Origin of the sequence: Arthrobacter sp. JSM 101049 (assembly GCF_041679245.1) — a bacterium.
Classification (GTDB): Bacteria; Actinomycetota; Actinomycetes; order Actinomycetales; family Micrococcaceae; genus Arthrobacter_H.
In genome coordinates this window covers 773,243-791,747 of the sequence record NZ_JBGFFC010000001.1, presented here as the reverse complement: position 1 = coordinate 791,747, position 18,505 = coordinate 773,243, and the positions used below count along the sequence as shown (strand labels likewise).

Below are 18,505 nucleotides of genomic sequence, written 5' to 3'. Positions count from 1 at the left end.
GACGATTGCCCCGTGCCGAGCCTGCGGCCTCCGCCTACACTGGTTCCCATGTCCGGAACCCCCGCGCCTGCAGGCGCCATCGCAGCCGACCTCCATGAACTCATCCGGGTGCGCGGCGCCCGTGAGAACAACCTGAAGGACCTCTCGGTCGACCTGCCCAAACGGCGCATCACCGTGTTCACCGGGGTCTCCGGCTCGGGCAAGAGCTCGCTGGTGTTCGGCACCATCGCGGCCGAATCGCAGCGGCTGATCAACGAAACCTATAGCGCCTTCCTGCAGGGGTTCATGCCCTCGCTGGCCCGCCCGGAGGTCGACCTCCTCGAGGGGCTGACCACGGCGATCATCGTCGACCAGGAGCGCATGGGCTCGAACCCGCGCTCCACCGTCGGGACCGCCACCGACGCCAACGCGATGCTGCGCATCCTGTTCAGCCGGCTGGGCGATCCGCACGTGGGCCCACCGACCGCCTACTCGTTCAACGTCCCCACGCGCCGCGCCGGCGGGGTGATGAGCACCGAGAAGGGCGGCCGCGTCGAAAAGCGCGTCGTCAAGGACGCGGTCTACCTTGGGGGCATGTGCCCGAAGTGCGAGGGCATGGGGCAGGTCTCGGACTTCGACCTGACCGCCCTCTACGACGCGGACAAGTCGCTCTCCGAGGGCGCCCTGACCGTCCCCGGCTACTCGATGGACGGCTGGTACGGGCGGCTGTTCGAGGGCATGGGCCTGCCGATGGACACGCCGATCGGGAAGTTCACCCGGAAGCAGCTGGACACGATGCTCTACGCCGAACCGACCAAGATCAAGGTCGAGGGCGTGAACCTCACGTTCGAGGGCGTCATCCCCAGGATCCAGAAGTCCATGCTCTCCAAGGACGTCGAGGCGATGCAACCGCACGTGCGGCGCTTCGTCGAACGGGCCATCACCTTCGGCACCTGCCCGGAATGCGAGGGGACCCGCCTCACGCCCGAGGCCCGCTCGTCGAAGGTCAACGGCAAGGACATCGCGCAGCTGTGCGCCATGCAGATCAGCGACCTGGCCCAGTGGGTGGGAGCCCTCGACGAACCGTCCGTGGCGCCGCTGCTCTCCGGCCTGCGGCACCTGCTCGATTCGTTCGTGGAGATCGGCCTCGGCTACCTCTCCCTGGACCGGCCGGCGGGGACGCTCAGCGGCGGCGAGGCCCAGCGCACCAAGATGATCCGCCACCTGGGCTCGTCGCTGACCGACGTCACCTACGTGTTCGACGAACCGACCATCGGGCTGCACCCGCACGACATCGACCGGATGAACGACCTGCTCGTGCAGCTGCGCGACAAGGGCAACACGGTACTCGTGGTCGAGCACAAGCCGGAGACCATCGCCATCGCCGACCACGCCGTGGACCTGGGCCCCGGAGCGGGCGCCGACGGCGGAATGGTCTGCTTCGAGGGCACCGTCGAGGAGCTGCGGGCCAGCGACACCGTCACCGGACGCCACCTCGACGACCGGGCGGCCATCAAGGACAGCGTCCGGCAGGCCACCGGCGCCCTGGAGGTCCGCGGTGCCTCGACGCACAACCTCAAGGACGTCGACGTGGACGTCCCGCTCGGCCTGCTCTGCGTGGTCACCGGCGTGGCCGGATCGGGCAAGAGCTCGCTCATCCACGGCTCGCTGGCACAGCGCGAGGGCGTCGTGGTCGTGGACCAGGGCGCCATCAAGGGCTCGCGTCGCAGCAACCCGGCGACCTATACCGGAGTGCTGGAACCGCTGCGCAAGGCCTTCGCGAAGGCCAACGGCGTCAAGCCGGCCCTGTTCAGCTCCAACTCCGAGGGGGCCTGCCCGACCTGCAAGGGCGCCGGGGTCATCTTCACCGACCTCGGGATCATGGACACGGTCGAGACCCCCTGCGAGGAATGCGAGGGCCGGCGTTTCCAGGCCGCGGTGCTCGACTACACCCTCGGCGGACGGAACATCGCCGAGGTGCTGGACATGTCGGTGCAGGAGGCCCTGGAATACGTCGGCGGCGGCGAGGCGAAGATCCCCGCGGCGCACAAGGTGCTGGCCCGCCTCGACGGGGTGGGGCTGGGCTACATCAAGCTCGGCCAGCAGCTGAACACCCTCTCCGGCGGCGAACGCCAGCGCCTGAAGCTGGCCAACCAGATGGCCGAGGGAGGCGACGTCTACATTCTCGATGAGCCCACCACCGGCCTGCACCTGGCCGACGTCGAGAACCTGCTGGCCCTGCTGGACCAGCTGGTGGACGCCGGCAAGTCGGTGATCGTCATCGAACACCACCAGGCGGTCATGGCCCACGCGGACTGGATCATCGACTTGGGACCCGGTGCAGGGCACGACGGCGGAAAAGTGGTCTTCGAGGGCACGCCGGCCCAGCTCATCCAGGAGCGTTCGACGACCACCGGCGAGCACCTCGCCCGCTACGTGGGGGCCTGACCCGGCTACGTCGGCGGTGTCGGAAAGGCGCGGCCCGGGGGTAGGGTCGGGACATGGTTCGCTTCTTCCTGTTGACCCTGTTCGTGCTCCTGGCGGCGGCGGCCGTGGTGGCCGCGTCGTTCGGCCCCATCGGGTGGATCGTCCTGGGGGTCGTGGTGGTGCTGGTCATCGCGCTGGGCATCCACGACCTGCTGCAGACCGAGCACGCGATCCTGCGCAACTTCCCCGTCCTGGGGCGCATGCGCTACCTGCTGGAATCGATCCGGCCCGAGATCCAGCAGTACTTCATCGAGCGGAACACCGATGGCCGCCCGTTCGACCGCGACACCCGCTCGCTCATCTACTCGCGCTCCAAGGGCGCCGACAGCCACAAGGCCTTCGGCACCGAGCGGGACATCAACCGGCAGGGCTACGAGTTCCTGCTGCATTCCAGCGCACCGCTGCCCCCGCCGTCGGACCACCACCGCGTACGCATCGGTGGCCCGGACTGCAAGCAGCCCTACGACATCGCCCTGATGAACATCTCCTCCATGAGCTTCGGGTCGCTGTCCAAGAACGCCGTGCTGGCCATGAACAAGGGGGCGTCGCTGGGCGGCTTCATCCACGAGACCGGTGAAGGGGGCCTGACGAGGTACCACCTGGAATACGGGGCGGACCTCTTCTGGGAGATCGGTTCGGGCTACTTCGGCTGCCGCACCGCCGAGGGCAAGTTCGATCCGGAGACCTTCCGCGCCAAGGCGGCCAACGAGGTCGTCAAGGGCGTCACCATCAAGATCAGCCAGGGGGCGAAACCGGGGCTCGGCGGCGTGCTGCCGGCGGCCAAGATCACCCCGGAGATCGCCGAGGCCCGCGGTGTTCCCCTGGGGCAGGACTGCATCTCCCCGGCGTCGCACTCTTCGTTCCACACCCCGCGCGAGCTCATGGAATTCATCCGGCAACTGCGCGACCTCACCGACGGCAAGCCGATCGGCTACAAGTTCTGCGTCGGCTCCCGCACCGATGTCCTGGCCATGTGCAAGGCGATGCTGGAAACCGGGATCACCCCGGACTACATCATCATCGACGGGTCCGAGGGCGGCACCGGGGCCGCGCCGCTGGAGTACGAGGACCACGTGGGCACGCCGCTGACCGAGGGGCTCATGCTGGTGCACAACGCGCTGGTCGGGACCGGCCTGCGCGACAAGATCCGGCTGGGTGCCGCGGGCAAGGTCGCCAGCGGCAGCGACATCGTCAAGCGGCTCATCCAGGGGGCCGACTTCACGATGAGTGCCCGCGCCATGATGATGGCCACCGGCTGCATCCAGGCGCAGAAATGCCAGACCAACGAGTGCCCGGTAGGCGTCGCCACCCAGAACCCGCGCCTGATGCGGGCCCTAAACGTCGAGGACAAGGGCAACCGCGTCTACAACTACCAGAAGCTCACCGTCACCGAGGCCGAGCAGATCATGGCCTCGATGGGCGTCTCGACCCCCGAGAACCTGAACCAGCGGATGCTCCGCCGCCGGGTGGACCACCTGCGGACCAGCAGCTATGCAGCCCTCTACAACTGGCTGCGCCCGGGCGAGCTGCTGGAGGACCCGCCCCGCGGCTGGCGGCTGGACTGGGACGAGGCCGACTCCGACCACTTCGGCGAACACGCCCCGATCCCGTGGCTGGAACCGGCGGCCGGTGGCGGGCACGCAGCTGCGGAGGCCTCCGGCGGCGACGATCGCTGGCAGGACCGGCCGGACCAGGGCAAGCGGTGGGACGAGACCAGCGCGATGGCCAAGGTCAAGGCGCGGCCGACCCGGGACCCCGTGGACGACACGGATACCGGCAAGACCCCGCGCGTCGAGTCCTCCGGCGTGCGCCCCGAATCGCGTCCCGGCGGGTAGCCACGGCGTTCCCCGGAGGGCCGCTCCGGGGAAGCTGAGGACGGTGCCAGGCCAACCGGTCCGCCCCCTCGACTGATCCTCCCGGCGCGCGCAACCGGGCCCGGGCCTACTCGTATTCGGCCAGGACCTTCTGCCCGATCTTGAAGGCCACATTGGCCGCCGGGACCGAGCAGTAGATGGCGCACTGCAGGAAGACCTCCTTGATCTCCTCCGCGCTCATCCCGTTGCGCAGGGCGGCGTGGACGTGCATCTCGAGCTCCTCCCAGTAGCCGCCGGCGATCATCGCGGTCAGCGTGATCGCCGAGCGGGTGGTCCGGGGCAACCCCTCTCGCGTCCAGATCGTCCCCCACGCATAGCGCGTGATCATCTCCTGGAACTCCTCCGTGAAGGAGGTCGCGTTCGCGGTGGAGCGGTCGACATGCTCGCCGCCGAGCACCTCGCGGCGCACGACCATCCCGTCGTCGTACCGGTCGCCGGGCAGGCGATTCGACTCAGCCACGGGAGGCCTCCTGGGTGAAGAAGTCGATGAGCAGGGCGGCGGTCGCCTCGGGATCCTCGGCCGGGGCCAGGTGCGCCGACGACTGCACGACGGCGGAACGTCCGTTGGCCACGTGGCTCGCCAGGAACTCGGCATCGGCAGGCGGGCAGACCACGTCATGGGCGCCGGCGATGGCCAGCAGAGGATCGGTGATCGCGTCCAGCTCCCCGGTCAGGTCGAAGCCGGCCAGCGCGCCGCAGGCATGGGCGTAGGAGAAGCGGTCGGCGTCCTGCAGGGTGTGCAGCAGGTCGGTGGAGACGACCGGGTTGGCCTCGATGAACCCGGGGCCGAACCAGCGCTCGGCCGATCCGGCGACCATGGTGGGGGTGCCGGCCTTCGCGACGAGCTCGGCGCGGTCTTTCCAGCCCTGCGGGGTGCCGATCTTCGCGGCCGAGCAGATGATGGCCAGCCCGGAGAACAGGCCCGGGTGGTCGTGCCCGAGTTGGATGCCCGTGGCGCCGCCAATGGACACCCCGGCGTAGTAGACCGGCAGGTCCCGGGAGATGGTCCCGTCCGCGCGCAGGCGCTGAAGCAACGACACGACGCCGGAGGCCAGTTCGGCCATGCTGAACCCCTCCGTGGAGGCGTCGGCCCCGCCGTGGCCGGGCAAGTCCCAGGCGATGAGCTCGAAGTCGCCGGCCAGGCGGGACGCGATGGGCCCCCACAGGGCCTTGGCCCCGGTGCCCAGCGACGGGCCGAGCAGCAAGGCGGGCTTGGCCGCGGCCTTCGTGGTGCCGCCGGCGGGGGCTGCGGATCCGGCGGGTTCGCCGGCGATCTGGTTCAGCGCGATGCCGCGCAACATCGGTTCGGTCATGGGTCCTTCTAACTCGGGGTCGAGGTGGTCTGTGGGGGTGGGGTCGGCGGAGCTGCGGGGCGCGCCGTCAACCGTCGGCCGTCAGCTGGCAGCCGGCAACCACGCCGCGTGGTCGGCCAGGATCCGGTCGATGAAGGCGTCGGCCTGGCCGAGGTAGCCCGCCGGGTCGAACAACGCCTCGAAGTCCGCCTCCGACAGGGCGGTTCCGGGGACCGCGTCACGCAGCAGCGGACGCAGGTCCAGGCCCTCGGAGAGGGAACGGGTGATGAGCTGCTGGACGGCGGGTTTGCCACCGTCGACGAGCGGGGCCAGCCGTGCGGTGATGCGTTCGCTGAGCAGCAGGTCACCAGTCAGGGCGGCGTTGGCGGCCATCGCCTCCGGATGCACCTCAAGCCCGGTGGCCAGCTCCGCCAGCTGGGAGGCGGCGCCGCCGGCCAGACGCAGCAGCGATCGCAGGGCCGCCCATTCGCTGTGCCAGGCACCGTCGGGACGCTCGTCGACGGCCAGCCCGGCGGCCAGGAACAGCTGGGCCGCCTGCTGGGGGGCGGAGAGTGCCGCCTGGTGGATCAGCACGGAGAGCACCGGGTTCTGCTTCTGCGGCATGGCGGAGGAGCCGCCGCGTCCGGGCGCGCGCGGTTCGGAGACCTCGGCGACCTCCGGGCGGGAGAAGGTCAGCACGTCCGCGGCCAAGGTTCCGGCGGCGGCGACGGTGTCGGCCAGTGCCGCGCCCAGCCCGGTGACGGGCAGGCGGTTGGTGTGCCAGGGGGTGCCGGGATCCCGCAGTCCCAGCCGCGCGGCCAGCGAGGTGACGAGCTCCGGGACCGGGGCACCGCCGTCGTCCCCTGCCAGGGAGTCGGTGAGCGAGGCGAGGGTGCCCACGGCGCCGCCCCATTGCAGCGGCAGGCCGGCGAGGGCGGCGTCGAGCCGGCGGCCGGCCTGCACCAGGGCGGCGAGCCAGTTGGCCGCACGCAGGCCGAACGTGGTGGGCAGCGCGTGCTGGGTCAGCGAGCGGGCGACGCAGACGGTGGTGCGGTGCCTGCGGGCGAGGGCGGCGAGGCCGGCGGCCGCGGTCGCCAGGTCGGCGCGGATCGTGGCGCCGGCCCGGGCGGCGAGGAGCATCAGGGCGGTGTCGACGATGTCCTGGCTCGTGGCACCACGGTGGACGACGGCGGCTGCCTCGCCCGCGTCGTTGGCCCGCAGTTCGGCGCGCAGGTCGGCCAGCAGGGGGATCAACGGGTTGCCCCCACCGGCCGAGCGGCGGCCCACGTCGGGCAGGTCATACAGGGAGGCATCGGCCGCGGCATCGACGGCGTCCGCCGCCGCCTCCGGGCAGTGCCCGGCGTCGGCGAGGACGCCCACCCAGGCGGCCTCGACGTCGAGCAGGGCCTGGGCGAGCGCGGTGTCGGAGGTCGCTGCGGCCACGGTGGTGCCTGCCCAGGCGGGGGACAGCAAGCCGAAGTCGGCGTCGGTCATCATGGTTTTCAAGCTAGCAGGGAACGGGTCAGGACCGCGGGTACGCCAGGAAGGCGGTCTCGGACTCGCCCTGCAGGTGGACGTCGAAGCGCAGCGCGCCGTCCGCCTCGCGGGTGGCGATGAGCGTGTCGCGGTCCGTGGCGTCGAGCGAGGCCAGCAGCGGGTCGGCGGCCAGTGCTGCGGTGTCTTCGGGCAGGTAGATGCGCGTGAACAGCCGGTTGAGCAGGCCGCGGGCGAACACCGTGAGCATGATGAACGGCGCCTTGCCCTCGCCGGTTGCGCCGGGGTTGAGGGTGGTGAAGTTGTAGTTGCCCTCGTTGTCCACCGCGGTGCGGCCGAACCCGGTGAAGGTGTAGCCGTCGCGGACCAGCGAGCCGGCCTGCGCCACGACGTTGCCGTCCGCATCGGCCTGCCAGATCTCCAGCAGGGCATCCGGGATCACGGTGCCATCGCCGTCGTACACGGTCCCATGCAGGCGCACGGCGCCGGGGCGTGAGGGGCTGACGAGTTCGTTGTCGCGCTCGTAGGGCAGCGCGTAGCCGTAGAACGGGCCGATCGTCTGGCCCGGGGTGGCGGTGAGCTTGGTTTCGGGTGCCGGTGCCATCTAGTGGTCCCCCTCCTCGTGTTCCATCCAGGTGCGGTTGCTGCCGGTCAGCACGATGTCCCAGCGGTAGCCGGTGGCCCATTCGTGGCTGGTGACCGAGTGGTCGTAGGTGGCCACGAGCGCGTCGCGGGCCTTTGGGTCGGTGATCGACTGGTAGATCGGGTCCAGGGCGAACAGCGGGTCGCCCGGGAAGTACATCTGGGTGATCATCCGCTGCGTGAAGTCGGTGCCGAAGAGCGAGAAGTGGATGTGGGCGGGACGCCAGGCGTTGTGGTGGTTCTTCCACGGGTAGGGAGCCGGCTTGATGGTGGTGAACGTGTATTCGCCGTTCTCCCCGGTCAGGGTGCGGCCGACGCCGGTGAAGTTCGGGTCGATCGGGGCGGGGTGCTGGTCGCGCTTGTGGATGTAGCGTCCGGCGGCGTTGGCCTGCCAGATCTCCACCAGCTGGTGGCGCACCGGGTGCCCGTCGCCGTCGAGCACGCGGCCGGTGACCACGATGCGCTCGCCGATGGGGTCGCCGTTGTGCTGGATGGTCAGATCCGACTCCAGCGCGTGCACGTCGCGCTGGCCGAAGGCCGGGCTGTACAGCTCGATGGTCTCCGGGTCGGCGTGGTGCAGGGACTTGGTCGGGTGGCGCAGCAGCGAGCTGCGGTACGGGGCGAAGTCGATGCGCGGTTGCGTCTCGGCGGCCCCGCCGGAGGCGACCGAGGTGCGGTAGGCATCGTGCACGTCGGCGATCTCGGTGCTGATCGCCTCCTGGGTGGCCGTGGTGGCGGCCGGGTCCAGCACGTGGCTGTCGTCGAACGATTCGGCGCCGGTGGTCGTCTCAGTCATCGAATCTGCTCCTTTCGGTGGGTCTGGTTGGTGGGGTGGGACGGGGACGACGGCGGTGCCTGGCTGCCGGTGTCCCTGCAGGGCCGGGAGGTGCTAGGCATGCGGCCACCCGGTGTAGGACTCGGCCAGGTACTGCTGGCCGTACCGCGAGGAGGTGACGGTCTCCAGCTCGCCGAGGGCGCGCTTGAGCAGGAACGGGTTGGCGTCCGGCGGGGTGTGCAGCATGGAGGTCATCCAGTAGGAGAAGTTCTGGGCCTTCCAGACGCGTTGCAGCGCCAGGTCGGAGTACCCCTCGAGCAGGGTGTCGGAGCCGGTGGCGTAGAACGAGTCGATGGCTTCGAAGAGGACCTTGACGTCGGCCAGGGCGAGGTTCAGGCCCTTGGCGCCGGTCGGCGGGACCGTGTGCCCGGCGTCGCCGGCCAGGAACAGCCGCCCATGGCTGAGCGGTTCGCGCACGAATGAGCGGAAGCCCAGGACGGTCTTGTCGAAGATCGGCCCGGTCTTCAGTTCGAATCCGTCCGGGCCGTCCACGCGGCGCTGCAGCTCCGACCAGATCCGGTCGTCGCTCCAGGCGGAGACGTCCTCACCCGGGTCGCACTGGAAGTACATGCGCTGCACGCTCTCGCTGCGCTGGCTGATCAGCGCGAAGCCGTGGGGGGAGTTGGCGTAGATCAGCTCGGCGGAGCTCTTGGGGGCCTCGGTGAGGATGCCGAACCAGACGAAGGGGTACTCGACCTTGAAGTCCTGCTGGCCGGGGACCTCGACGTTGCGGCGGCAGAAGCTGCGGGAGCCGTCCGCGCCGACGATGATGTCGCAGCGCACCTCGGTGAGGGCACCGTCGGCGTCGGTGAAGGTGAAGGACGGGTTCCCCGACTCCACGTCGGCGATCGAGGTGACCTCGCAGGAGAACCTCACATCCCCGCCGTCGCGTGCGCGGGCCGCGGCCAGGTCGACGAAGACCTCGTTCTGGGCGTACAGGGTCACGGTCGCATCGACGAGGTCGCGGAAGTCCAGTGGGTGGGATTCGCCGTTGAAGCGCAGGTCGATTCCCGCGTGTTCGTCGCCGTCGGTCAGCACCCTGCCGTCGACGCCTGAATCGGTGAGCAGCTTGACCGACCCCGCTTCGAGGATCCCGGCGCGGTGGGTGTTGTGGATGGTCTCGTGGTCGCGGGATTCGACGACGATGTTCTCGATGCCCGACTGGGCCAGCAGGTGCGAAAGCAGCAGGCCCGCGGGACCGCCGCCGATGATGCCGACGCGGGTATGCAGGACGGTGGGGGCTGCCGATGGCATGCGTGCTCCTTTGCGATGTGGGGACCGGGGACCGGGAGGTGGACGCCGTCGGGCGGGGGGCCTTGCGGTGTGAAACCAGTGTGCGCTGTCGTGTGGCTCACAGGCCAAGCACGTCCTATTGAATGGGAATGATGGCGGGACCCGATAGCCCGGTCGTTAGTTGGGTGGGAAGGCCGCCTTGTTGAGCAGGGCCAGGAACTGCCGCTGCTCGGCGGCGCTCAATCCGGCCAGCGAGAGCGCCTCGGACTCGCAGGTCAACGCCCGGGCGCGCTCATAGAGCGCCTGCCCGGCCTCGGTGGAGTCGATGAGCTTGGAGCGCCGGTCGTTGGGGTCGGGGATGCGGCGCACGTGCCCGTCCTTCTCCAGGTTGTCCACGAGCGCGACGATCTGGCTGGGGTCCAGGGAGAGGAATTCTGCCAGTTCGCGCTGGGTCGGGTGGAGTCCGCTGCAGGCCAGCGAGAGGACCGAGTAGGAGCGCACGCGCAGACCCAGTGGCGCCAGGCGGGCGTTCGCCTCCGCCGAACCGCGGGAACGCGCGCGGGCAATGAGGAAGTTGGCCTCGCCCGCGAGTTCGGAGGCCAGGAAGCGCTCCGTCCCCCTGGTTGCCGGGGCCGTGGGTGTCGTCATGGGTGCTCCCTGCCTAATAGGTGAGTTAATTAATGGTTGACTTTTTCAAGAATATCGTATGTCATCTAACCATCATCAGAATCCCACGTGCCGGTCGGCCCGGCAACACGGCAGGCCGGCCCCGAACCCCAGGAGAACCCATGTCACTGGCAGGAAAAGTAGCCATCGTCACCGGCAGCGGACGCGGACTCGGCTTGGCCTACGCCCGCGAACTCGCCCGCCAGGGTGCCGCCGTCGTGGTCAACGACGTCGATGCCGACGTGGCCGCCGAGGCCGTGGCGGCCATCGAGGCCGACGGCGGCCGCGCCACCGCCGTCGTGGCTCCCGTGGGCAGCTCCGAGGTCGCGGCCCAGCTGGTGGCCGGTGCCGTGGACGCCTTTGGCGGGCTCGACATCCTGGTGACCAACGCCGGCATCCTGCGCGACAAGTCGCTGCTGAAGATGACCGACGAGGACTTCGACGCCGTCATCAACGTCCACCTGCGCGGCACCTTCACCTGTGTCCGGGAGGCCTATGGCTACTTCAAGGAGCACGGCGTTGCCGGACGCATCATCGCCATCGGCTCGCCCACCGGCCAGCGCGGGAACTTCGGCCAGACGAACTATGCGGCCGCCAAGGCCGGCATCGTGGGCATGGTGCGCACCTGGGCCCTGGAGATGAAGCGTGCGGGCGTCACCGCCAACGCGGTCATCCCGGTGGCCGCCACGGCCATGACCAAGACGGTCCCCTTCTTCGCCAAGGCCGTGGAGGCCGACGAACGCGGCGAGGCCATGCCCGACTTCTTCCGCAAGGAGCTGGGCTTCGGCACCGCCGAGGACGTGGCGGGACTCATCGCGTTCCTGGCCTCCGACGAGGCCGCCGGGATCAACGGCCAGGCCCTCGGAGTTGGCGGCGACCGCCTCCAGCTGTGGGGCCACCCCGAGGCCATCGCGACCGAATACCACGACGGCGGCTGGGGCTACGAGGCGCTGCGCACGGGGTACCCCTTCGCCGATCGGTTGCAGCCGGTCGGGGAGAGCTTCCCGGAACTGCCCGCCGACCTGCAGCCGGCACCGGTCGCGAAGTAGCCTGCCATGCCCGTCTACGAACCGGCCATCGACCTCGATGCGGTCTCCGCGATCGACATGCACGTCCACCTCGAGGAGGACTCGCATGGCCACCGCTCCATGCCCGAGGACCTCTTCGAGGCCTCGGCCGCGTACTTCAAGTCCGAGGAGCGCACCCCCTCAATCGACCGCATCGCCGAGATCTACCGCGGCGCCGGGATGGCGGCGGTGGTGTTCACCGTCGACGCCCGCACCGCCCTGGGCCACGCCCCGAACTCCATCGACGACCTGGTGGCCGGCTGCGCGCGCCACCACGACGTCCTCATCCCCTTCGGGTCCGTCGACCCGCGGACCGGCGGCGCGGCCTTGGTGGAGGCCCGACGCCAGGCCGACGAGCTGGGCGTGCGCGGATTCAAGTTCCACCCCTCCCTGCAGGGTTTCGACCCCAGCGACGACGAGTTCCGCCCGCTGTGGCGCGAGCTGGAGCAGTTGGGCCTGCCCTGCATCTTCCACACCGGCCAGAACGGCATGGGTGCCGGGCTGCCGGGCGGACGGGGCATCAAGCTGCGCTACTCCAACCCGCTGCTGCTCGACGACGTTGCCGCCGACTTCCCGGGTCTGACCATCATCATGGCCCATCCCTCGGTGCCCTGGCAGGACGAGGCGAACTCGATCGCCACCCACAAGGCCAACGTGTACATCGACCTCTCCGGCTGGAGCCCGAAGTACTTCCCGGAGTCGCTGGTGAAGCGCGGGAACAACATCCTCGCGGGCAAGCTGCTCTTCGGCACCGACTTCCCGCTGATCACCCCGCAGCAGTGGATGTCCGCCTTCGACGACCTTCCCCTGAAGGGCGCCGTGCGCCCGGGCATCCTCAAGGACAATGCCGTCCGGGTCCTCGGTCTGGGCCGGCCATGAACCCGCACGCGACGGCTGCCTTCCACCGCGCGGATGTGTACGGGTTCGCCGAACTGCTCACCGACGCAGAGCGGGCCGCGCTGCTGCGCCTGCGCGGCCTGCTCGACGAGCACGTCCGGCCCGTCCTGGCCGAGAGCTGGGACCGGGGCGAGTTCCCCGCCGACATCGACGCGCCGCTGGCCGGCGCGCGGCTGATGGACCCGATCGAGGTGGCCGAGGCCGGGCAGCAGCCCAGCTCCCTGTATGCAGGGTTCCGGACCTTCGAAATCGCGCGCGTCGACGCCTCGGTGCTCACCTGGTACAACGCCCAGGCCGGGCTCTTCCGCACGACGGTGGCCTATGGTGCCGCCCCCGAGCAGGCGGAGGAACTCGATGCCAGGATCCGCGACTTCTCCTGGCGGGGCGTCTTCGCCCTCACCGAGCCCGACCACGGTTCCGACATCGCCGGTGGCCTCGCGACCAGCGCCCGCCGCAACCCCGCGACCGGACACTGGACCATCGACGGGGCCAAGCGGTGGATCGGGGGCGCGGGCCAGGCCGACGTCATGGCGGTCTTCGCCCGCGACGCCGACGACGGACAGATCAAATGCTTCCTGGTGCCCACGGACGCCGAGGGCGTGCGACTCGACGTCATCCACGGCAAGGCCAGCCTGCGCATCATGCAGAACTACGACATCACCCTCACCGGCGTCGTGGTGGACGAAGCCGCCCGCTTGCCGAACATCAACTCGTGGAAGGACGTCGCGGCCTGCCTGCGCCGAATGCGCGCCGACGTGGCCTGGAGCGCCGCCGGCGTCGCGGCCGGGGCCTACGAAGCCGCGGTCGACTACGTCGGCCGACGCGGGCAATTCGGCCAACCGCTGGCCCGCTTCGCGCTCATCCAGGAGAAGCTGGCCCACATGCTCGGCAACGTGACCGCCAGCCTGGCGATGGTCGTCCGCCTGAGCCAACGCCAGGCCGCGGGCATCTACCGTGACGAGGACTCGTCGCTGGCCAAGATGCACACGGCGCGCACCCTGCGCGAGACCACGGCGTTGGCGCGCGAGGTCGCCGGAGGCAACGGCATCCTGCTGGCCAACGACCTGGCCCGGTACCACGCCGATGCCGAGGCCCTCTATTCCTACGAGGGGACCCACGAGATCAACGCACTGGTCGTGGCCCGCTCCATCACGGGCATCGCCGCCTTCCGCTGACCACCACCCCACCAACCATCAGGGCTGGAACACCACCGCCCCATCCGCCCATCGAGGAGAACACCATGCCCCAGACCGTCATCAACTACCAGGACCTCGCCCAGGCCGCCGGAACCGACCTCGGCTACAGCGAATACCGCACCGTCAGCCAGGATCAGGTCGACACCTTCGCCGACGCGGCGGACGACCACCAGTGGATCCACACCGACCCCGAGCGGGCCAAGGACGGCCCGTTCGGGGGCCCCATCGCCCACGGCTACCTCACCCTGAGCCTGCAGATCCCCTTCTGGGCCGAGCTCTTCGAGGTCGACGGGGTCACCACCAAGGTCAACTACGGCCTGGAGAAGGTCAGGTTCCCGTCGCCGGTGCACGTGGGCGCGCGCATCCGGATGAAGGCGACCATCGCCTCGGTCGACGAGGTCGCCGGCGGCTACCAGATCGCGGTCGACCAGGTCGTCGAGGTCGAAGGCGGCACCAAGCCTGCCGTCGTCTCCCGGGGGCTGTACCGCTTCTACGCCTGAGTTGCACCGGGACCGCAGAAACATATTGATTTTCTCAATAGTTGAACATAACCTTATTTAAGCGTGGCGCATATCACGTCCGCCACGCGGGCCGGGCCCACGGGCAACGGCCGGACATCGAAGGAGAGTGGACATGCGCAACGCCGGGCTGGGTCCGTGGATCCGCAAGCGCAAGGTGAAGTCGGGGGACAAGGCCGCCGTCATCCACGCCGGCCGTGAACTGGGCTACGCCGCCATGGCCGACCGGGTGGACCGGCTGGCCGGTGCCCTCCAAGCCCGTGGCGTCGCCCCGGGGGACCGCATCGCCTACCTGGGAAACAACCATCCGGCGTTCCTCGAGACACTCTTCGCCGCCGGGCTCGCCGGCGCGGTCTTCGTCCCGCTGAACACCCGGCTGGCACCGGGAGAGATGGCCTACCAGCTCACCGATTCCGGCAGCCGGCTGCTCATCCACGAAGCCGGCCTGGCCGCATCGGCCGAGCAGGCCACCGAGGGGACCACCGTGGAATCCCGCCTGGCCGTTGGCGGCGCGGTCCCCGGCATCGAGGCCTACGAGGACGCGATCGCCGCCGCCGAACCCATCGCCCAGGATGCTCCGGTATCGCTGGAGGACCCCGCGATCATCCTCTACACCTCCGGGACGACCGGCCGGCCGAAGGGTGCGGTGCTCAGCCACGGCAACATGACCTGGAACAGCATCAACGTCATCGTGGACTACGACGTGCCCACCAACGAGGTCGCCCTGATGATCGCCCCGATGTTCCACGTGGCATCGCTGGGCATGGGAGCCCTGCCGACCCTGCTCAAGGGAGGGACCCTGGTGCTCCAGGAGCGTTTCGAACCCGGCGAGGTGCTCGCCGCCATCGAGCGGTACCGGATCACCAGCCTCTCGGGAGTCCCGACGACCTTCCAGATGCTGGCCGAGCACCCCGCCTTCGCGGCCACCGACATCTCGTCCCTGGTCAAGCTCACCTGCGGGGGTTCCGCGGTGCCCTCGCGCGTCTCCGACGCCTTCGAGGCCCGTGCGCTGTCCTTCTCCAACGGCTATGGCATGACCGAAACCGCGCCCGGGGCCACGGCCTTGTTGGCCGAGCACTCGCGCGCCAAGGCAGGGTCCTCGGGACTGCCGCACTTCTTCACCGACGTGCGCATCGTGGAGCCCGGCGGCGGGGTCGCCCCGGCCGGAACCGACGGGGAGATCCAGATCTGCGGCCCGAACGTCACCTCCGGATACTGGAACCTCCCCGAGGCGAGCGCCCGGACCGTCGTGGACGGGGGATGGCTGCGCTCCGGGGACATCGGACACCTCGACGGGGAGGGGTTCCTCTACGTGTCCGACCGGCTCAAGGACATGATCATCTCCGGCGGGGAGAACATCTACCCGGCCGAGGTCGAGACCGTCATCCTGGAGCTGCCCCAGGTCGCCTCGGCCGCCGTGATCGGCATCCCCGACGAGAAGTGGGGCGAGGTTCCCAAGGCGGTCATCGAGCTTGCCGAGGGCGCCGTGCTGGATGCGGAGGCCCTGCGGACCCATCTCGACGGCCGGCTGGCCCGCTACAAGATCCCGCGCACTGTCGAGTTCGTCGGCGAAATGCCACGCACCGCCAGCGGCAAGATCCGCAAATCCGACCTGCGCCGAGCCCCTGGCCGCCAGGCAGCAGAAAGTACCGGCGCCGGTCCACGGTGACGGGGGGAATCACCCGCCGGCGGACCTGCCCCGGCGGCCAGCACCTTGTGAGGAAGAGGCACACATGAAGAACATCCTGAAAACCACGGTTGCCGCCATCGCCGTCCTGGGCCTGGCGGCCTGCGGTTCCGGCTCGCCTAGTGGAGGGGCCGACGACGCGGCTGCATCGGGGGGAGGCCAGCTGACGCCGGTGACCGTCGGGGTCATCCCCATCGTCGACACCGCGCCGATCTGGCTCGGCGACGAGCAGGGCTTCTTCGCCGACGAGGGCCTCGACCTGGACATCCAGACCGCCAGCGGCGGGGCCGCGATCATCCCCGGCATCCAATCCGGCAGCTACGACTTTGCCTTCTCCAACCTCGTCTCCCTCATGGTGGCCAACGACAAGGGCCTGGACATGAAGATCGTCGCCAATGGCAACAGCACCACCGGAACCGACCACGACTTCGGCGCCGTCGTCGTCCCCGGCGACTCCGCCATCAAGTCGCCGAAGGACCTGGCCGGCAAGAAGGTCTCCGTGAACAACCTCTCGAACATCGGGGACACGACCATCAAGAACGTCGTGGAGGAGGACGGCGGGGACCCGGATGCCATCAACTTCGTCGAGGTCGGGTTCCCCGACGCGCCCGCGGCCCTGGACAACGGCGTCGTGGACGCCGCATGGATCCTGGACCCGTTCCTGACCCAATCGGTCGACGACGGGGCGCGGGTCATCAGCAACAACTTCACCGACTTCGACCCGAACCTGGACATCGCCGCATACTTCACCAGCCAGGAGTCCCTCGACAAGAACCCGGAGCTGGGCGAGAAGTTCCAGCGCGCCATGAACAAGTCCCTGGAATTCGCCCAGGAGAACCCCGACAAGGTCCGCGACATCGTGGGCACCTACACCAAGATCGACGCCGAGACCCGCAAGAAGCTGATCCTGCCGACGTTCCGGGTCGAGATGAACCGTGAAGCGGCCCAGAAGCTCGGCGACGCCGCGGTGAAGTACGGGACCCTGCAAAAGGCCCCCGACCTCGATGCGTTGCTGCCATGAGCCAGGCAACCATCGAGGCACCGGTAGCAGCCACCCGCCGGCGCGCCCGCCGCACCGCGGCCGGCCTGCCCAACTGGGCGCTGGGCGCCATCGGCGTGGTCGTGTTCCTGGGCGCCTGGGAACTGTTGCCCATCCTGGGCATCGTCGAGGCAAAGTACCTGCCGCCGGCGTCGGAGGTCATCATCGCGCTCGTCGGGGACTTCGGCATGACAGCCTTCTGGGTCTCTGTCGGTGACACGCTGCTGGCCTGGGCGCTCGGGCTGGCCATGGCCAGCGTGCTGGCCCTGGTCCTGGGGATGGTCATCGGCAACTCCGCGTTCCTGCGCCGCTTCACCAACTCGACGATCGAGTTCCTGCGCCCGATCCCCTCGGTGGCGCTGATCCCGTTGGCCGTGCTGCTCTACGGGGTAGACCTCGAGTCGTCCCTGCTGCTGATCGTCTACGCCTGCTTCTGGCAGGTGCTCATCCAGGTCCTCTACGGGGTGGCCGACGTGGACAACGTGGCGATGCAGACGGCCAAGTCCTACAACTTCTCCGCCTGGCAGCGCATCAAGGACGTCATCTTCCCCACGGTGCTTCCGTACCTGATGACCGGGCTGCGGCTGGGCGCCGCCGTCGCGCTGATCCTGGCGATCACCGCTGAACTGATCATCGGCTCGCCCGGTTTGGGCCGGGAGATCGCGCTGGCCCAATCGGGCGGCGCGATCTCCGGGATGTATGCCCTGATCGTGGCCACGGGCCTGCTCGGCGTGCTGATCAATGTCGGCATGCGCGTCATCGAACGGCGGATCCTGGGTTGGCACCCCTCGATCCGCGGGGAGGCAACAGCATGAAAACACTGAAAACAGCCGGATACCTGCTGGCACTGCCGGTCCTGCTGGTGGCCTGGTGGTGGATCGGGACCTCCGGTGAGCCGAATTTCTTCGTCCCGACCCCGGCGCAACTGGTCGACATCTTCGGGCCCACCTGGTTCGAGGGGCGGATCGGCACGGACGTGGTGCCCAGCATCGGCCGCCTGGTCGCCGGCGTCGTGCTCGCCATCGTCCTGGGCATCGTCCTGGGCCTGCTGGTGGGCCTGAGCCGGACCCTGCGTGGCCTGACCGAACCGGTTTTCGAGTTCTTCCGGGCACTGCCGCCACCGGTGCTGATCCCGGTGCTGATGCTGCTGATCGGCGTCAACGACTCGATGAAGATCGCCGTCATCGTCTCCGGGGCCATCTGGCCGGTGCTGCTGAACACCATCGAGGGGGTCCGCTCCATCGACCCGGTGCAGAACGAGACGACCCGTTCCTATGGGATTTCGGGCCTGGCGCGCATCCGCTACCAGGTGCTGCCCTCGGCGATGCCGGTCATCATGGCCGGGATCCGGCAGTGCCTGTCCATCGGGTTGATCCTCATGGTCATCTCCGAGATGTTCGCCTCCGACTCCGGGCTGGGCTTCACCATCGTGCAGTTCCAGCGTTCCTTCGCCATCCCGCAGATGTGGTCGGGCATCCTCGTGCTCGGGCTCATCGGCGTGGTCATGTCCTTCATCTTCCAATGGGCCGAACGGCGCGTGCTGCGCTGGTACCACGGCCTGAAAGAGGTAGAAAATGCAGTCTGAGTCGCCGCTGTTCA

17 protein-coding genes are annotated in these 18,505 nt (G+C 69.3%); 10 read left to right on the top strand and 7 right to left on the bottom strand.

The genetic code is table 11. The features are described from left to right. The first annotated feature begins 48 nt into the window (after window positions 1–48). Both AB8M85_RS03715 and AB8M85_RS03710 read left to right on the top strand, forming a co-directional pair. The gene (locus AB8M85_RS03715; protein WP_372697410.1) at window positions 49–2,427 is read left to right on the top strand and encodes an ATP-binding cassette domain-containing protein; all 2,379 of its coding nucleotides are present in this window, start codon (window positions 49–51) and stop codon (window positions 2,425–2,427) included. 53 nt (window positions 2,428–2,480) lie between these two features. Next, window positions 2,481–4,301 (top strand): FMN-binding glutamate synthase family protein, encoded by a 1,821-nt coding sequence (locus AB8M85_RS03710; RefSeq protein ID WP_372697409.1) that lies wholly within the window; start codon window positions 2,481–2,483, stop codon window positions 4,299–4,301. Window positions 4,302–4,407: 106 nt separating this feature from the next. On the opposite strand, the gene pcaC is transcribed toward AB8M85_RS03710, so the two are convergent. The 7 genes from pcaC to AB8M85_RS03675 form a co-directional block, all read right to left on the bottom strand. Further along, a complete protein-coding gene (gene pcaC, locus AB8M85_RS03705) occupies window positions 4,408–4,800 on the bottom strand; it encodes a 4-carboxymuconolactone decarboxylase (protein WP_372697408.1) in 393 nt (130 codons plus the stop codon). Then, window positions 4,793–5,653, bottom strand: coding sequence for an alpha/beta fold hydrolase (locus AB8M85_RS03700; protein WP_372697407.1), 861 nt, complete (start codon window positions 5,651–5,653; stop codon window positions 4,793–4,795). Before AB8M85_RS03700 ends, pcaC begins: the two co-directional genes overlap by 8 nt. An 81-nt stretch (window positions 5,654–5,734) precedes the next feature. Further along, the gene (locus tag AB8M85_RS03695; RefSeq protein ID WP_372697406.1) at window positions 5,735–7,129 is read right to left on the bottom strand and encodes a lyase family protein; all 1,395 of its coding nucleotides are present in this window, start codon (window positions 7,127–7,129) and stop codon (window positions 5,735–5,737) included. A 25-nt stretch (window positions 7,130–7,154) separates the two neighbouring features. Beyond that, the gene (gene pcaG / locus AB8M85_RS03690) at window positions 7,155–7,730 is read right to left on the bottom strand and encodes a protocatechuate 3,4-dioxygenase subunit alpha (protein WP_372697405.1); all 576 of its coding nucleotides are present in this window, start codon (window positions 7,728–7,730) and stop codon (window positions 7,155–7,157) included. Beyond that, entirely contained in the window at window positions 7,731–8,564 is an 834-nt protein-coding gene (gene pcaH, locus AB8M85_RS03685; RefSeq protein WP_372697404.1) for a protocatechuate 3,4-dioxygenase subunit beta, read from the bottom strand. Window positions 8,565–8,657: 93 nt separating this feature from the next. Beyond that, window positions 8,658–9,857, bottom strand: coding sequence for a 4-hydroxybenzoate 3-monooxygenase (locus AB8M85_RS03680; protein WP_372697403.1), 1,200 nt, complete (start codon window positions 9,855–9,857; stop codon window positions 8,658–8,660). 156 nt (window positions 9,858–10,013) lie between these two features. Next, window positions 10,014–10,484, bottom strand: coding sequence for a MarR family winged helix-turn-helix transcriptional regulator (locus AB8M85_RS03675; RefSeq protein ID WP_372697402.1), 471 nt, complete (start codon window positions 10,482–10,484; stop codon window positions 10,014–10,016). Window positions 10,485–10,624: 140 nt separating this feature from the next. Here AB8M85_RS03675 and AB8M85_RS03670 point away from each other — a divergent pair, with 140 nt between their 5' ends. From AB8M85_RS03670 to AB8M85_RS03635, 8 genes are all read left to right on the top strand, one after another. After that, entirely contained in the window at window positions 10,625–11,551 is a 927-nt protein-coding gene (locus AB8M85_RS03670; protein ID WP_372697401.1) for an SDR family NAD(P)-dependent oxidoreductase, read from the top strand. Between the two features lie 6 nt (window positions 11,552–11,557). Beyond that, window positions 11,558–12,448: an amidohydrolase family protein gene (locus tag AB8M85_RS03665; protein ID WP_372697400.1), complete on the top strand. Its 891-nt coding sequence runs from the start codon at window positions 11,558–11,560 to the stop codon at window positions 12,446–12,448. Further along, the gene (locus tag AB8M85_RS03660) at window positions 12,445–13,641 is read left to right on the top strand and encodes an acyl-CoA dehydrogenase family protein (RefSeq protein ID WP_372697399.1); all 1,197 of its coding nucleotides are present in this window, start codon (window positions 12,445–12,447) and stop codon (window positions 13,639–13,641) included. The genes AB8M85_RS03665 and AB8M85_RS03660 overlap by 4 nt, the downstream gene beginning before the upstream one ends. Window positions 13,642–13,706: 65 nt before the next feature. Next, complete coding sequence (locus tag AB8M85_RS03655; RefSeq protein WP_372697398.1) at window positions 13,707–14,162, top strand: MaoC family dehydratase; 456 nt, start codon at window positions 13,707–13,709, stop codon at window positions 14,160–14,162. 133 nt (window positions 14,163–14,295) lie between these two features. Next, window positions 14,296–15,849 (top strand): long-chain fatty acid--CoA ligase, encoded by a 1,554-nt coding sequence (locus AB8M85_RS03650; protein ID WP_372697397.1) that lies wholly within the window; start codon window positions 14,296–14,298, stop codon window positions 15,847–15,849. A 64-nt stretch (window positions 15,850–15,913) separates the two neighbouring features. Beyond that, window positions 15,914–16,888 carry an ABC transporter substrate-binding protein gene (locus AB8M85_RS03645; RefSeq protein ID WP_372697396.1) on the top strand — a complete coding sequence of 325 codons (975 nt, stop codon included), beginning with the start codon at window positions 15,914–15,916 and terminating at the stop codon, window positions 16,886–16,888. Beyond that, on the top strand, window positions 16,885–17,721 hold the full coding sequence (locus AB8M85_RS03640) for an ABC transporter permease (protein WP_372697395.1): 837 nt from the start codon (window positions 16,885–16,887) through the stop codon (window positions 17,719–17,721). The genes AB8M85_RS03645 and AB8M85_RS03640 overlap by 4 nt, the downstream gene beginning before the upstream one ends. After that, window positions 17,718–18,491: an ABC transporter permease gene (locus tag AB8M85_RS03635; RefSeq protein ID WP_372697394.1), complete on the top strand. Its 774-nt coding sequence runs from the start codon at window positions 17,718–17,720 to the stop codon at window positions 18,489–18,491. Before AB8M85_RS03640 ends, AB8M85_RS03635 begins: the two co-directional genes overlap by 4 nt. The last annotated feature ends 14 nt before the right edge of the window (window positions 18,492–18,505 follow it).

Excerpts from the sequence above, each read along its gene's own strand:
- AB8M85_RS03715 (WP_372697410.1), top strand. The coding sequence starts at position 49 with ATGTCCGGAACCCCCGCGCCTGCAGGCGCCATCGCAGCCGACCTCCAT.
- AB8M85_RS03710 (WP_372697409.1), top strand. The coding sequence starts at position 2,481 with ATGGTTCGCTTCTTCCTGTTGACCCTGTTCGTGCTCCTGGCGGCGGCG.
- AB8M85_RS03700 (WP_372697407.1), bottom strand. The coding sequence starts at position 5,653 with ATGACCGAACCGATGTTGCGCGGCATCGCGCTGAACCAGATCGCCGGC.
- AB8M85_RS03695 (WP_372697406.1), bottom strand. The coding sequence starts at position 7,129 with ATGATGACCGACGCCGACTTCGGCTTGCTGTCCCCCGCCTGGGCAGGC.
- pcaG (WP_372697405.1), bottom strand. The coding sequence starts at position 7,730 with ATGGCACCGGCACCCGAAACCAAGCTCACCGCCACCCCGGGCCAGACG.
- pcaH (WP_372697404.1), bottom strand. The coding sequence starts at position 8,564 with ATGACTGAGACGACCACCGGCGCCGAATCGTTCGACGACAGCCACGTG.
- AB8M85_RS03680 (WP_372697403.1), bottom strand. The coding sequence starts at position 9,857 with ATGCCATCGGCAGCCCCCACCGTCCTGCATACCCGCGTCGGCATCATC.
- AB8M85_RS03675 (WP_372697402.1), bottom strand. The coding sequence starts at position 10,484 with ATGACGACACCCACGGCCCCGGCAACCAGGGGGACGGAGCGCTTCCTG.
- AB8M85_RS03670 (WP_372697401.1), top strand. The coding sequence starts at position 10,625 with ATGTCACTGGCAGGAAAAGTAGCCATCGTCACCGGCAGCGGACGCGGA.
- AB8M85_RS03665 (WP_372697400.1), top strand. The coding sequence starts at position 11,558 with ATGCCCGTCTACGAACCGGCCATCGACCTCGATGCGGTCTCCGCGATC.
- AB8M85_RS03660 (WP_372697399.1), top strand. The coding sequence starts at position 12,445 with ATGAACCCGCACGCGACGGCTGCCTTCCACCGCGCGGATGTGTACGGG.
- AB8M85_RS03655 (WP_372697398.1), top strand. The coding sequence starts at position 13,707 with ATGCCCCAGACCGTCATCAACTACCAGGACCTCGCCCAGGCCGCCGGA.
- AB8M85_RS03650 (WP_372697397.1), top strand. The coding sequence starts at position 14,296 with ATGCGCAACGCCGGGCTGGGTCCGTGGATCCGCAAGCGCAAGGTGAAG.
- AB8M85_RS03645 (WP_372697396.1), top strand. The coding sequence starts at position 15,914 with ATGAAGAACATCCTGAAAACCACGGTTGCCGCCATCGCCGTCCTGGGC.
- AB8M85_RS03640 (WP_372697395.1), top strand. The coding sequence starts at position 16,885 with ATGAGCCAGGCAACCATCGAGGCACCGGTAGCAGCCACCCGCCGGCGC.
- AB8M85_RS03635 (WP_372697394.1), top strand. The coding sequence starts at position 17,718 with ATGAAAACACTGAAAACAGCCGGATACCTGCTGGCACTGCCGGTCCTG.